Origin of the sequence: Methylobacterium sp. 77 (assembly GCF_000372825.1) — a bacterium.
Classification (GTDB): domain Bacteria; phylum Pseudomonadota; class Alphaproteobacteria; order Rhizobiales; family Beijerinckiaceae; genus Methylobacterium.
Genome location: NZ_KB910516.1, coordinates 4,498,575 through 4,513,185, shown reverse-complemented (window position 1 = coordinate 4,513,185; position 14,611 = coordinate 4,498,575). Strand labels below are relative to the sequence as shown.

9 protein-coding genes are annotated in these 14,611 nt (G+C 68.3%); 6 read left to right on the top strand and 3 right to left on the bottom strand.

The window, feature by feature from the left end:
• Positions 1 to 338: 338 nt before the first annotated feature.
• The 4 genes from trpA (at position 339) to A3OK_RS0121370 (ending at position 4,630) form a co-directional block, all read left to right on the top strand.
• A complete protein-coding gene (gene trpA, locus A3OK_RS0121385) occupies positions 339 to 1,154 on the top strand; it encodes a tryptophan synthase subunit alpha (RefSeq protein ID WP_026597517.1) in 816 nt (271 codons plus the stop codon).
• A gap of 82 nt (positions 1,155 to 1,236) precedes the next feature.
• The gene (gene accD, locus A3OK_RS0121380; protein WP_026597516.1) at positions 1,237 to 2,142 is read left to right on the top strand and encodes an acetyl-CoA carboxylase, carboxyltransferase subunit beta; all 906 of its coding nucleotides are present in this window, start codon (positions 1,237 to 1,239) and stop codon (positions 2,140 to 2,142) included.
• A gap of 26 nt (positions 2,143 to 2,168) precedes the next feature.
• Positions 2,169 to 3,494 carry a folylpolyglutamate synthase/dihydrofolate synthase family protein gene (locus A3OK_RS0121375; protein ID WP_019906936.1) on the top strand — a complete coding sequence of 442 codons (1,326 nt, stop codon included), beginning with the start codon at positions 2,169 to 2,171 and terminating at the stop codon, positions 3,492 to 3,494.
• 317 nt (positions 3,495 to 3,811) lie between these two features.
• Positions 3,812 to 4,630, top strand: coding sequence for a porin (locus tag A3OK_RS0121370; RefSeq protein ID WP_026597515.1), 819 nt, complete (start codon positions 3,812 to 3,814; stop codon positions 4,628 to 4,630).
• A gap of 220 nt (positions 4,631 to 4,850) precedes the next feature.
• Here the strand turns inward: A3OK_RS0121370 and trxA are convergent, their stop codons facing one another.
• Positions 4,851 to 5,171 (bottom strand): thioredoxin, encoded by a 321-nt coding sequence (trxA, locus tag A3OK_RS0121365; RefSeq protein WP_026597514.1) that lies wholly within the window; start codon positions 5,169 to 5,171, stop codon positions 4,851 to 4,853.
• A 416-nt stretch (positions 5,172 to 5,587) separates the two neighbouring features.
• On the opposite strand from trxA, the gene A3OK_RS0121360 reads away from it, so the two are divergent.
• Positions 5,588 to 6,862 (top strand): PQQ-dependent sugar dehydrogenase, encoded by a 1,275-nt coding sequence (locus A3OK_RS0121360; RefSeq protein WP_019906933.1) that lies wholly within the window; start codon positions 5,588 to 5,590, stop codon positions 6,860 to 6,862.
• Here the strand turns inward: A3OK_RS0121360 and addA are convergent.
• Positions 6,846 to 10,322 (bottom strand): double-strand break repair helicase AddA, encoded by a 3,477-nt coding sequence (gene addA / locus A3OK_RS23200; RefSeq protein ID WP_019906932.1) that lies wholly within the window; start codon positions 10,320 to 10,322, stop codon positions 6,846 to 6,848. The genes A3OK_RS0121360 and addA overlap by 17 nt on opposite strands.
• Positions 10,323 to 10,468: 146 nt before the next feature.
• Here addA and dmeF point away from each other — a divergent pair, with 146 nt between their 5' ends.
• The gene (gene dmeF, locus A3OK_RS0121350; protein ID WP_026597513.1) at positions 10,469 to 11,476 is read left to right on the top strand and encodes a CDF family Co(II)/Ni(II) efflux transporter DmeF; all 1,008 of its coding nucleotides are present in this window, start codon (positions 10,469 to 10,471) and stop codon (positions 11,474 to 11,476) included.
• Position 11,477: 1 nt separating this feature from the next.
• Here the strand turns inward: dmeF and addB are convergent, their stop codons facing one another.
• Positions 11,478 to 14,597: a double-strand break repair protein AddB gene (gene addB, locus A3OK_RS0121345; RefSeq protein ID WP_026597512.1), complete on the bottom strand. Its 3,120-nt coding sequence runs from the start codon at positions 14,595 to 14,597 to the stop codon at positions 11,478 to 11,480.
• Positions 14,598 to 14,611: the final 14 nt, after the last annotated feature.

Below are 14,611 nucleotides of genomic sequence, written 5' to 3'. Positions count from 1 at the left end.
CCGGCCTCGCCGCAGGGCGAGCCGCCGCACTTCGCGACACGTCTCCGGACACTCCCTTCGTCTCTCTCGCATGCGGGATTGAAGGACGGCTTTCGAAACGAGATTAAGGCTTGGTTGACACGATGCCCGACGATGCCCGCTCCTTCGCCGACGGGGTCGCGCCTGGGTCGGACCCGCGTCCCCTCGGCACGTCGCGCTTCACGGGCAGGCCGCGATGGTGTAGGCGCGACGGCTTGTTCCTGGGCCGCCTCTTCTCGGAGGGCGGGCCGCGAGACGCAGGCGCCATGACCCTTTCGCCGTCAGAGACCCTTTCGACCTCGGTCAGCCCCACCGGTTCCGTGGAGACGCGCATCGAGGCCACCTTCGCCCGCTGCCGTGCGGAAGGGCGCGCCGCCCTCGTGACCTACGTGATGGCGGGCGATCCCGATGCCGAGACCTCCTTGAAGGTGCTTCAGGCGCTGCCGGAGGCCGGTGCCGACATCGTCGAGTTCGGTCTCCCGTTCACCGACCCGATGGCGGACGGACCGGCGATCCAGGCCGCGGCGCTCCGCGCCCTGAAGGGCGGACAGGATCTGATCAAGACCCTCGGTCTCGTCCGCCGCTTCCGGGAAGGCAATGCCGGAACCCCGGTCATCCTGATGGGCTATTACAACCCGATCCATGCCTATGGCGTCGACCGCTTCATCGACGATGCCGTCGCGGCAGGCATCGACGGCCTGATCGTCGTCGACCTGCCGCCGGAAGAGGACGACGAACTCTGCCTGCCGGCACTCGCGAAAGGTCTCGCCTTCATCAGGCTCGCGACTCCCACGACCGACGAGCGCCGGCTTCCCGCCGTCCTCGCGAACACCGCCGGCTTCGTCTATTATGTGTCGATCACCGGCATCACCGGTACGGCGACGCCCGATTTCGGACGCGTGGCCGAGGCGGTGGCGCGGATCCGGCGCCATACGGAATTGCCGGTCGTCGTGGGTTTCGGTGTGAGAACGGGCGCTCAGGCGGCCGCGATCGCGAAGGGCGCGGACGGTGTCGTCGTCGGCTCGGCCCTGGTCGATGTGATCCACCGGGCGGTGGTGGACGGCCGGGACGCCGCCGAGACGGTGAGCGCCCTGGTGCGCGAACTGGCCCAGGGCGTGCGCGGCCAGACCGCCTGAGCGAGCTGCGCCGGAACGATCCACCCGAGAGCCGATCTTCGGCTCATCCGAGACCCCTTTCCTCAAGAATGGTCCGTCGACGATGGTTGAACCCATGAACTGGATCTCGGAGGTCGTGCGCCCCAAGATCAAGACCCTGTTCAAGCGCGAGACCCCCGAGAATCTCTGGGTCAAGTGCCCGGATACCGGGCAGATGGTGTTCCACAAGGAGGTGGAGGGGAACCACTGGGTCATTCCCGGCTCCGAGCACCATCTGAAGATGAGCGCGCAAGCGCGCCTGAAGATGATGTTCGACGAGGGCACCTGGATCGACGTGCCGCTGCCGGAGGTGGCCACCGACCCGTTGAAGTTCCGCGACGAGAAGCGCTATGCCGACCGCCTGAAGGACGCTCGTGCCAAGACCGGCATGCCGGACGCTTTCAAGATCGGCTTCGGCCGGGTCTCGGGGCTGCCGATGACGCTGGCGGTGCAGGATTTCGCCTTCATGGCCGGTTCGCTCGGCATGGCGGCAGGCGAGGCCTTCGTCCGCGGCGCCGAGACGGCTCTCGACAAGCGCACGCCCTACATCCTGTTCTCGGCCTCCGGCGGAGCGCGCATGCAGGAGGGCATCCTGTCGCTCATGCAGATGCCGCGCACCACGGTGGCCGTGCGCCGGCTGAACGCGGCGAAGCTTCCCTACATCGTGGTGCTCACCAACCCGACCACGGGGGGCGTGACGGCGTCGTATGCCATGCTCGGCGACGTTCATCTCGCCGAACCCGGCGCCCTGATCTGTTTTGCAGGTCCGCGCGTCATCGAGCAGACGATCCGAGAGAAACTGCCCGACGGTTTCCAGCGCGCCGAGTACCTGCAAGAACATGGCATGGTCGATCAGGTCGTGCACCGGCACGCCCTGAAGGAGACGATTTCCCGGCTCTGCGGCCTGCTGATGAAGCAGCCCGCGACGACGGCACCGGCGCGCACGACCGCCGTCGCCGAGCCGGCCTGAGCCCACGCGATACGGCGAGCCGATCCATGGATTCTTCCGACGCGCTGATGGCGCGCTTCCTGGCACTCCACCCCCGCACGATCGACTTGTCGCTCGGGCGGATCCAGCGGTTGCTCGAGCGGCTCGGGCATCCCGAACGCAAGCTGCCTCCCGTGATCCATGTGGCCGGGACCAACGGCAAGGGATCGACCATCGCGTTCATGCGGGCGATTCTCGAAGCGGGCGGGCTTGCCGCGCACGTCTACACGTCGCCGCACCTCGTCCGTTTTCACGAACGCATCCGCATCGGTGCGATCGGCGGCGGCAGCTACGTGCCCGAGGACCAGCTCGCGGACGCCCTGGCCCGCTGCGAGGCGGCCAATGCCGGCGAGCCGATCACGGTGTTCGAGATCACCACGGCCGCGGCCTTTCTCCTATTCTCGGAAACTCCGGCTGACGTCCTGCTTCTGGAGGTCGGACTCGGCGGCCGGGTCGACGCCACCAACGTCATCGACAACCCCGCCGCGGCCGTCGTCACGCCGATCGGGCGCGACCATGCGGAATATCTCGGCGATACGGTCGAAGCGGTCGCGACCGAGAAGGCGGGGATCTTCAAGCGCGGCTGCCCGGCCATCATCGCGGCCCAGGATTACAAGGAGGCGGATTCGGTCCTGTGCCGCTTCGCCGAAGAGATCGGGGCCACTCCGATCCGTGTCGGCAACCAGGATTTCTCCGTCCATGCCGAGCGTGGGCGCATCGTCTATCAGGATGAGGTCGACCTGTTCGACCTGCCGCAGCCTCGCCTCAACGGTCGCCACCAGTTCACTAATGCCGCTACCGCGATCGCGGCCCTGCGCGCGGCCGGCTTCGGCGATATCGGCGTGGCGGCGATCGAGACCGGTCTCAACAAGGTGGAATGGCCGGGGCGCCTGCAACGGCTCAACCGCGGCCGCCTCGCCGAAATGACACCGGACGGCGCCGAGCTCTGGCTCGACGGCGGCCACAACATCGATGGCGGTCGCATCCTGGCGACGGCGATGGCGGATCTCGGAGAGCGCAGCGACGTGCCGCTCGTCCTCGTAGTCGGCCTGCTCGGCACGAAGGACGCGGAAGGTTTCCTGCGCAATTTCGTGGGGCTGGCCCGCGGCCTGATCGCTGTCCCGATCGGAGGTCAGATGGCCGCCCGTCCCGCCGAGGAGGTCGCGCAGATCGCCGCCGATGTCGGCCTTACCGCCCATGTCGCCTCCAGCGTCGAAGCCGCCCTGGAGAGTCTCGCCGATTTCGCTTTCGAGCAGCCGCCGCGTGTCCTGATCTGCGGCTCGCTCTACCTCGCCGGCAATGTTCTCACGGCCAACGGCACACCGCCGACCTGATCGCGAAGCGCCGGCCCAGACTCATTCAGCGTCCGCACCGGCTCGCCCTGAAATCGGCGATTCGTCGGAAAAATGGTCCAACGTAGCGTCGCTATTGGACAAATATCGGCAATTGCGGTCACCCGCGCCGCGCTGAGGGTTCATGAGACGTTATGATTTGGTGTTCGTCCCGATCAAACCGTACGGACGATCCCCTAATTCCACCGGAGCTGCCACGGTTGTGGCGTCTAGCTTTGGGTGTGGCCCCAGCGCTACATCTCGGCTGTGGAAAATCGTCTAGTTTCACCATCGATCGGGCACTTCGCTGGGGATCAATGATGAAAAAGCTTCTTACGTCTTTCGCGGCCTTTACGGCCCTCACGGCGGCGGCAACCGCCGCCGACCTTCCGCGCCGCGCTGCGCCGCCGGTCTTCGTGCCGGTGCCGGTGTTCACCTGGACCGGTTTCTACTTCGGTATCAACGCCGGTTACGGCTTCGATGCCAGCGACAGCAACCGCTTCAACCTGCCGACCGGTTCCGTGCTGAATTCCGGCGCGACCAACGGCGTGCTGGTCAGCAGCGGCGGCAACAACCTCGAAGGCTTCACTGGCGGTGGCCAGGTCGGCTACAACTACCAGTTCACCCCGGGTTCGGGCCTGGTTGTCGGTATCGAAGCTGACGCTCAGTACACCGACTTCGGCAACAGCGCTCGCCGCGGCACCTACACCTTCACCGGCACCCCCGGTGCGGCCTTCGCTGCTCCTGCCGCTGCTGCTGTCCTCCCGGGCAACCAGATGAACTTCTTCGGCACGGTCCGTGGCCGCGTCGGTTACGCGTTCGACCGCGTCCTGTTCTACGGCACCGGCGGCTTCGCCTACGGCGACGGCGGTTCGGGCGGCGAAGACTTCCGCACCGGCTACACCGCTGGTGGTGGTATCGAGTACGCTCTGCCGGTCGACTCGTTCCTGAACTTCTTCCGCTCTTCGGCCGTCACGCTGAAGGTCGAAGGCCTGTACGTGAACCTCGAGCAGGATGGCAACGGCGCCCGCTCGGTGTTCAACCCGCGCACCAACGTCATCGCGCTCAGCCCCTCGGCTCGCGAGACCGAGTTCGCTGTCGTCCGCGCTGGTCTGAACTACAAGTTCGGCTCGTACTAAGCCGCTACGTCGCAACGTCGACAAAGGTCTCGAAACGGAGAAGCCCGGCCTCACGGCCGGGTTTTTTCGTTTCCGGGCGCCGATCGGTGACGGCGCTTGTCGGAGAACCGGCCAAAGAAAAAGCCCGGCTTCTCAGCCGGGCTTTTTCACATCGCGTCGGAGCATCGTCCTTTCCGAATGCCGGTTCACACCTTTCGGGGTAACGCTCCGGGTGCCGCGATCAGGCGCTGGCCTCGATCCAACGGGTCAGGTCACCCTTGGGAGCGGCGCCGACCTTCTGGCTGGCAAGCTGACCGTCTTTGAAGATCAGGAGCGCCGGGATCGAGCGGATGCCGTACTGGGCGGCGATCTCCGGGTTCTCGTCCACGTTCACCTTGGCGATCTTCACGCGACCCTGCATGTCAGCGGAAATCTCTTCGAGGGCCGGGCCGATCTGGCGGCAAGGACCGCACCATTCCGCCCAAAAATCGACGACTACGGGCTCCACGGACTTGAGAACGTCCTGCTCGAAGCTCGCGTCGGTTACTTTTACCGTCGCCATCATGATCCCTTTCACGTTGCACGGTCCGCGAGACCACGTCCGCGCCGGCTTGCAGAGACAGTTGGCAACGCGAACCGGGACGGTCAAGGCGTAAGAATAACAGTGCAGAGCAGCCGTTAGACCCGCACATGGCTCATCCACAGGTGCTCGGCAGCGTCACGCGAGCACGGTCCCACTCGTACGCCGCAGGTCGGGCAGCGGCATCCGGCGCGATGTGCGAAGCTTGATGCAGGTCGCCCCTCGCCAAAGCCGTCGCGTCGCCCCATCTCCCCCTCGAACGGTAATCGGTCAGGTGCGCATCCACGCGCGCCCGTACACCGCCGGTTCAACGCGGACTCGGCCGCCACCCGGCGATTGAATCCCGCAAAAGGCCGAGAGCCGGTCTCCTGAACGCCGGCCATGGAGGATATCACCACGTGACGCGCATCTCTCCGACCTTGCTCGCTTCCGTCGCCGTCCTGAGCCTCGGCACCGGCGCCTTCGCGCAGGACGGCAATTCCGGGACGCCTCAACCGCGGATCGGAGGCGATTCCTTCGCCGCGCCCCAGCACGAAGCCGCAGGTGGAGAGCCCGCCGAGACGGCGCCCGCGAACACCACCTACAAGCCCCTGCTTCCCAACCAGACCCGCGCACCGAAGCCGATCGAGGCGACCAAGGTCCAGACCACGACCGTCGCCAAGGGCCTCGACAGCCCCTGGGCCATGGAGTTCTTGCCGGACGGCCGCATGCTGGTGACCGAGAAGGCCGGAAAGATGCGCATCGTCGCGAAGGACGGCGCGCTCGGCCAGCCGATCGCCGGCGTGCCGAAGGTGGATGCGCGTGGCCAGGGCGGCCTGCTCGACGTGGCGCTCAGCCCGAGCTTCGTTGCCGATCGCCTGATCTATTTCAGCTATTCCGAGCCGCGCGAGAAGGGAAACGGCACGACGGTCGCCCGCGCCAAGCTCATCGAGGACAAGGATGGCGGTCGCCTCGACGAGGTGAAGGTCATCTTCCGCCAGATGCCGACCTATGACGGCGACAAGCATTTCGGCTCTCGCCTCGTCTTCGCGCCGGATGGCAAGCTGTTCGTCACCGTGGGCGAGCGCTCGGATAAGGTCACCCGCGTCCAGGCGCAGGATCTCACCAGCGGCCTCGGCAAGGTCTTCCGCATCGACACCGACGGCAATGCACCCAAGGACAACCCGTTCACGGGCGGCGAGAAGGCCAAGCCCGAGATCTGGTCCTACGGCCACCGCAACATTCAGTCCGCCGCCCTCGACGGTCAGGGGCGACTCTGGACCGTCGAGCATGGACCGCGCGGGGGCGACGAGTTGAACCGTCCCCGGCCGGGTTTGAACTACGGCTGGCCGGAAGTGACCTACGGCATCGAGTATAGCGGCGAGAAGATCGGCGAGGGCAAGACTCAGGCGGGCGGCACGGTCCAGCCGGTCTATTACTGGGATCCCGTGATCGGCCCGTCCGGCATGGCCCTCTACACCGGCACGCTGTTTCCGGCCTGGAAGGACGCCTTCCTCGTCGGTGGCCTCGTGAGCGGCGGCATCGTCGCGCTGAAGCTCGACGGCGACAAGGTGGTCACCGAGGAGCGCATCCCCCTCGATCACCGTATCCGCGACGTGAGAGTCGGCGGCGATGGTGCGGTCTACGCGGTGACGGACGGCCCGGACGGGCAGATCATCAAGCTGACGCCGTGACGGCAGGCTGAGCCGGACGCGAAGCGAGCGAGGCGAGCGCCGACGAAATGTCGGCCTCGCCGAGATGGCGAATGACCGGCCCGGAGGTCCAGACCAGCATCGCCTCGACGGGACGGCCCGGATAGATGTCCCGCAGAAGCGCCACGTAGAGGGCGATCTGCGCCGCCTCGTCTTCAGGGACGGGAGCATGATCCGCGGGCGGTCGACTCGTCTTGAAATCTGCGACGACGATTCTGTCCGGGCGGATGCTGAGCCGATCGACGCGGCCGAAGACCGATCTCGGACGCCCTTCCACGTCGACGCGCCCCGACAGGGTGACCTCGGCTCTCGCATCGCCGTCGAAGAGCGTGATGAGAGCGGGGTCGTCGAGCAATCTCAGGACATCCGCGACCAACCGGTCCTGTTCGGCAGCGGGGAGCGACGGCGCCCGTGCTCTGACGAACGAGGCAGCGGCGTTCGGTCTCTGGTTCTTATCGAGCCGTGGAAGGTGCTCGATCAGCGAATGGATGAGGATGCCCCGACGGCGTGAATGCGGGTTCGACTGCCGCCGTGGCACCTCGCGCTGCCCATCGGCGGCGCCGAGGGCACCGGAGGGACTGACCGGCGGCGCCACCTCGACTTCGATCCGCGCCGGCTGCCTCAGCCATGCCGGAATCGATGGCTCGGCAAGGTCCTCACCCGCATCGTCGACGGAGATGGATCGCGCCGTCCCATCGCGCCACAGAAGGGCGGGGCCATAGGCGGTCTCGATCGATTCGCCGGACCCGAACTCCTGCTCCAGCCCCTTTCGGACCATCTCGCACCAGGCGGTCTCGCCCTGCTCCTCGTGGCCGCGATAGGGCGCGATGACGAGGCGGTCGGCGGCGCGGGTCAGGGCGACGTAGAGGAGCCGGTTATGCTCCTCACGGGCGCGGGCCTGATGGTCCGCGCGGGCGGAGGCGACGGCTTCCGCATCCTGCGTCTTCGACCCGGCCCAGACCGGCGGCAACGCCCCGTCCCGGCCCCCCGGCATGGCGAGGAGTTGCGGATCGTTGCGCCCGAGCGGTTCGCAGCCGTCGATCATCACGACGACGGGCGCCTCGAGGCCCTTGGCGCCGTGAATCGTCATGACCCGGACCTCGTTGCGGCCGGATTCGAGATCGCGCTTGACGGTGAGCCCGTTGACGCCACGCCCCGGGGTGATGTCGTAGCGGGTGAGGAAGCAGTCGAGGGACGGAGCTTCCGCCGCCTGCTCCGCCTCGGCCGCCTTCATCAGGAACACGTCGATGGCATCCCCCGCCTCACCGCCGAGGCGCGCGACCAATCGCATCCGCCCTTCATGCGGCCCGAGCAGGCTCGCGTAGAAACCGAAGGGTCCGTGCCGTGCGGCAAGATCGATCCATAGGGTAAGGGCGGCATAGCCCCGAATCGCGGCCGGTTCGCCCGCCGCCGCATGACGCGCGAGCGCATCCTCCAGGGTCTCGGATTCCTCGCGACCAGCGGCGATGCGGACGAGGTCGTCGTCGTCGAGCCCGACCAAGGGTGTCTTCAGGGCGCCGGCCAACGTGAGATCGTCGGCAGGCAGCAGCCCTGCGCGGCCGACGGAGACGAGGTCGTTCACCGCGATATGGGCGGTGATGTCGAGGCGGTCCTGGCCCGCCACCGGCACGCCGCACACTTTCAGGGCGCGGATCACCTCCTCGAACGCAGCCGAGCGCTTGCGCACGAGAATGAGCACGTCGCCGGGGCGCCAGACGCGGCCTCCCTCGTCACCGGCGGTGGTCCAGGTCTTCACCGCCCGCGCCACGCGCCGGGCCGTGACGATGGAAGGTGCATTGGCCTCCGGCGCGTCCACCGGTGCCGCCCAGGCATCCGGCTCGTCCTCCTCGGCGGGAATCTCCACCGGCCAGATCTCGACCACACCCGGCGCGTCCCGGCGGGCGGTCTCGTGCGTGGTGCCGATCGCGGCATCGCCGAAGGACAGGCCCTGGTAATGCTCGGGAACGGCGAAGGTGGCGTCCACCGCGCGCAGGATGCCCTTGGTCGAGCGGAACGACAGGTTCAGCGTGACGTCCTCGAAGGGCAGCCCGGCCTGTTCCGACGCCGTCCGCCATTCGCGGTGCACGGTTGCGAATTCGCGCGGCTCCGCCCCCTGGAAGCTGTAGATCGATTGCTTCGGGTCCCCCACCGCGAAGCGCGTGCGCAAAATCTCGCGGGCGCCCTCGCCGCTGGCGAAATCCGCGGTGATGCGGCGCAGGATGTCCCATTGGCGCGGGTTGGTGTCCTGTGCCTCGTCCACGAGGACGTGATCGATCCCCCGGTCGAGCTTGTACAGGACCCAGGTCGCATCCACCCGCGAGAGCAGATCCAGCGCCTTGTGGATCAGATCGTCGAAATCGAGGGCGCCGAGCCGCGTCTTCTGGCGCTCGACCCGCCGATGAATCTCCATGGCGATGACGAACAGGGCCTGTGTCCGCTCCAGCGCCCGCGCGGCGCGTAGGGTATCGAAGAGCGGGTCGAGCCTGTCGCGTTCGGCGAGGAGCGCCTCCTTCACCTCGCCGGGGACGTCCTTGGTGCCGAGGCTTTTATCGGCCTTCGGCGTCCCCTTTTCCGTGAAGAAGACGGAGCGGTAGAGATCGAGCTTGTCGGTGGGGTCCGTCGCCGCCTCAGCCGCGACCAGCCTGTCGGCGAGGCCCTCATCGGTCGCCTTTCCCGTCCGCAGGCGCTGCGAAAGCTCGCTCCAGCCGTCGAGACCTCCGGTGAGCATGCGTTCCACGATCGCTTCCACCGTGTCGGCGGTGCGAAGGCCGAGGGCCGTGGACAAGGCTGCGACCGGCGCGGCGAGGCCATCACTACCGTCGAACAGGGAGCGCGCGCGCATCGCCGCGCGCAGGACCGAACGCAAGGTTTCGCCGGTGGCCTCCGGCCCGACACGGTCCCATGCCGCCCGGAGCTCGGGGTTCCTGGCCGTCATCGCCACAGCGAGCACACGGTCCGTCTCGGCCGCGAACATGTCCGAGGCCTGGTTTTCGTCGAGCACCTGGAAGCGGGCGGGCACGTTGGCCTCGAACGGGAACATGTGCAGCAGCCGCTCGCAGAGGGCATGCAGCGTCTCGATCTTGAGGCCGCCCGGCGTCTCGACCGCGCGGGCGAACAGGCGCCGCGCCACTTTCAGCAGGCGGCGAGCGGGCGCCTTTCCGGTCAACTCGGTGAGTTCGGCGGTCAGCGCGGCGTCGTCGAGGGTGACCCAGCGCCCGAGGGTGCGGAACACCCGGATCGACATGTTCGCCGCCGCGGCCTTGGTGAAGGTGAGGCAGAGGATGCGGGCGGGCGGCGCGCCGTTGAGGAGGAGGCGCACGACCCGGTCGGTGAGGACCTTGGTCTTTCCCGCTCCGGCATTGGCGGAGACCCAGGCCGAGGCCAGCGGGTCGGCGGCACGGCGCTGGCTCGCCTTGGTGAGATCGTCGACGACGAAGGGCAACCTGTCTGTCTCCGGGCTTGAAGCATCTCTCCATAGCCGGCCTTGGCCTCCTCCCTCCAGAGGCATTTCCCGCGAGGGAGATGGGTGATCGCCTCGCCAAAGCCCCCTATGTTCCCGCCTTGCACACCATGCGGAAGGCGCGATCCATGCACAGCCACAGTGTCGAGACCTGGCAGCACCGCCATGATTTCCTCGGGCGCTCGCATGCGCGGAACGAGCGCCGGACCGTCCTCGTCGTCGGCCTCACACTGGCGATGATGGTGGCCGAGATCGTCGGCGGCGCCGTCTTCGGCTCGATGGCCCTCACCGCCGATGGCTGGCACATGTCGACCCATGCGGCGGCGCTCGGCATCGCGGCCCTGGCCTACCGCTTCGCCCGCCTCCATGCCGACGACCCGCGTTTCGCCTTTGGCACGGCCAAGCTCGGCGATCTCGCCGCCTTCGCCAGTGCCATCATCCTCGCCATGATCGCGCTCGCCATCGGCTACGAGAGCCTTACGCGCCTCGCCAGCCCGCAAACCATCGCCTTCGGCGAGGCCCTTCCCATCGCCGTGCTCGGCCTGTTCGTGAACCTCGCCAGCGCCTGGCTGCTCCACGGCGACGGACACGACCATGGACACGCTCACGGCCACGGGCACGCTCGCGACGATGCGGACCATCATGAGCACCTCCACGATCGCCACGACGAGCATGGGCATGCCGGCGACGGGGACAGCAACCTGCGCGCGGCCTATGTCCATGTGCTGGCGGATGCGCTGACCTCGGTCCTGGCCATCGTCGCCCTGCTGGCGGGCCGCTACCTCGGAATCGCCTGGCTCGACCCCGCCATGGGGCTGGTGGGCACGGTGGTCATCGTCGCCTGGTCCTGGACGCTGATCCGCTCGGCCGGCGCGACGCTTCTCGATGCCGTGCCCGACCGGGGCCTCGCCAAGGCCGTGCGCGGACGCCTGGAGACGAATGGCGACACCATCACCGATCTCCACCTCTGGCGTCTCGGCCCCGGCCATACCGGCTTGATCGTCTCTCTCGTATCGGACGATCCGCAGGCGCCGGCAGCCTACAAGGCGAAGCTCGCCGGTCTCGAAGGGCTGTCCCACGTGACGGTCGAGGCGAATCCGTGCCCCGGCCATGGGCATGGCCAGGAGGCGGTTTGATCTATCCCTCGCCCTCACCAGCCAACGACCATTCGAGCACTCGGGCGAGGTGGTCGTAATCGCCGTAGGATTTGGCGTATTTCGGATAGGGCCGTGAGACGTAGGCCGCCTCCCCCGCCATGAAACGGGCGACGAGGCCGCGGAAGCGTCGTTCATGCTCCTCGACGATGGCATCCAGGGTCCGCGGGTCGCCGCGGGGCGGCTTGACGGAGAGCGGTTCGAACGGTTTCCGGCCGCCTGTGGCGTGAACGTAGAGCAGGTCCGGCGTCTCCTGGGTTCGCGCCACGCCCTCGAAGGCGCCGGCCTTCAGCATCGCTGCCTCCAGAGTGAGCTGAGGCGAGAATCCGGCGAAGACCTCCTTGTTGCTCGGCGGCTGGCCGGTCTTGTAATCGACGATGCAGGCGGTTCCGTCGCGGCGCAGCTCGATGCGGTCGGCGCGTCCGCGTAGCGTGAAGCTCTCCTTGCCCATGGGCAGGACCCAGCGTCCGGACATTTCGGCCCGAACCCGCGAGAGGGCGGGACGGCGCTCGGTCTCCCAGTCCAGGAACTCGGCGGCGAGGCGCTCGTAGCGCGGCCACCACTCGGCGTAGAGCTCGGGAAAGTCTCGCGCGATCTCGGCGAACTCCTCCTCCGCGAGCGCGCGCAGACGCGTCGCCGCGTCGTCGGGCAAGATGTCGGGATAGCTCTGCGCGAAATCGCCGAGGACCGCGTGAATCAGCGTGCCGCGCTCGCTGGCGCCGGGGCGCCCGGCCACGGGTTCCAGGGGATCGAGCCCGAGAACGTGGCGAGCGAAGATGATGTAGGGGTCGCGCACCAGGGTCTCGACCTCGGTGACGCTCAATGTCCTCGGGAACAGGGCCGGATCGGGCTTGGGCTTCGGCTGGGTCAGGCGCGGCGGCGCGGGCTCCGTCCCCCGGTCGAGGGCGGCGACGTAGCTCAGAAAGCGCCGGCCGCCCTCGCGGGCCCTGTCCCAGCAGGCCTCGCCGGCAAAGGCCTGCAGGCGCTGGAGAAAGCGCGAGGGCACGGTCGGCGCACCCTCGCGCTTGGCCGAGCGGGTGATGACGGCGTCGCGGCACCCGAGCGCCTGCACGAAATCATGCGCGGTCTGGCCGATCCGTCGTTCCGGCGGATTGAGGCCGATGCGCTCGCGCATGGGACGGTTGAGGAAGGCGTCGGTGACCGTCTTCATCGGCCAGACGCCCTCGTCGAGGCCGCCGAGGACGATGCGGTCGGCATCGAGGAGGCGCGCTTCGAGCAGACCCAGGATTCGCAGGCGAGGGTGAGGGCGTTCGCCGCCGCAGGCCACCACTCGCTCTCGCGCCAGCGCGGTGAAGAAGGCCGGGTAGTCGAGGGGCCTTCCCGACAGCAGGCCCGGCTCCGAGGTCGAGAGATCGTCGAACAGGGTGTCGAGGACGCAGAGCGAATTGTCCTCCGCCGGCACATCGCTCTCGGCCGGTGCGATCAGCCGCTCGAAGACGGCGGCATGGCTGCGCCCCAGGGCCACGAGGTCGGCGCTCCCCTCCTCCTCGGACCGGAGGAACCCATCGAAAGCCAGTTCCAGGCGATCGACGATCCGGGCGGCGAGATCCCAATCCGTATCGGTGAGGCGACGCTGTGCCCGTGGAATTCGTCCCGTCGCGACCCGGCGATCGGCAAGCACCCTGCGCAGGCCCTCGAAGCCGGGAGCCGGCGCAGGCCCGCGCAGGGCGCCGATCTCGAGGGCCGCCGCCCCGCGCCTGACCTCATCGCGCTTCATGGACAGGCGGACCAGAGGATGCGCCAGAAGGGAGATCACCCGGTGCGGCTGCAGGTCGGCCGCCATTTCGGCCGCCATCCGCGCGAGGCGCCCGGCCGGACTGACGGAGAGTGCCTCACCGGCGGAATCTTCCGCCACGATACCCCAGCGCGCGAGTTCGGCCGCGACCCGTATGGCGAGGTTGCGGTCGGGGGTGACGAGGGCGGCCGTGGCGCCGGGCTTCTCCAGCGTCTCGCGCAGGGCGATGGCGGCAGCGAGCGCCTCCTCGCGCTCGTCGGCCGCCTCGACGACCGCGACCCCCTCCATCCCCGTCTCGGCGGTCTCGCGGCGCGCATCGGCCGTGAGTTCGGACCAGGAATCGGTCGTCTCGGCGGGGCGCAGGGCCTGCGACAGCAAAGCGGCCCGCGCCCGGCCGCGATCCGTCGGCTGCCCGAGAGTGGTGATCGCGGCGCGATCGAGATCGAGGCAGCCGGCGCCGAGAAGCCGATGCAGGATGGCTTGGGGATGGCCGTGGGCGATCTCGCGCTCCGCCCCCTCCCCCGTCTCGATGGCGCTCCAGCCCTCATCGTCGAGGTCGAGATCGAGGCCCGGCAGCACCACGGCCCCCCTCGGCAGCGACGCGACGGCGGCGATGAGCTTCGCGGTGGCCGGGACCGATCCGGTGGAGCCGGCGATGATGATCGGGTCCGCCGGCTTGTCGCGACGCAGCCGCGCCGCCTCCGCAAGGATCAGGGTGCGCGAGCGCGCCACCGGATCGCTCAAGGCGCGGTCGTGCAGGATCTTCGGCCAGTTCTCGGCGGCGATGCGCACGAAATCGAGGGTCAGGCCGAAATAATGCGAATACTCGGCCTCCACCGCGCTGGCGATCTCGGTCCAGGCCACCCCCTCCACCGTGAGGGCATCCATCAGCTTTTCGAGATCCGAGGCGAGATAGACCGCATCGGCCGGCGAGGACGGGACGAGGAAGGGCACGTCGTCGCCCATGGGGAGCAGCTTGCGGTCGACGGTCTCGGCCCAGGCCTGGACGAGGCGGGCCAGGATCAGCCGGCGCTCCAGCGGCGGCATCGCCGGGGCGAGCTGGTCGGGACCGCTTTCCAGCAAGGGGTTGGCGGCGACGTCGAGTTCGGCCTCGTCGGCCTCACCCAGCGGGATCAGGCGCGGCAGGAGCGCGCTGCCGACCCTCTCGGCCAGGAGCGCGGACAAGGCCCGCGTCGCGCGCCGCGTCGGCAGGTAGAGGGTGACGCTGGCGAGCGCGAAAGGATCGCCGGCGACATCCCCCACGAGTCGACCGGAGATCAGCGCCTCGGCGAGCGTCGGCAGGAACGGCGCGCCGGTTGGGATCGTGAAGACGTGAGAATCTGTCATGCCGTCATCCCGAT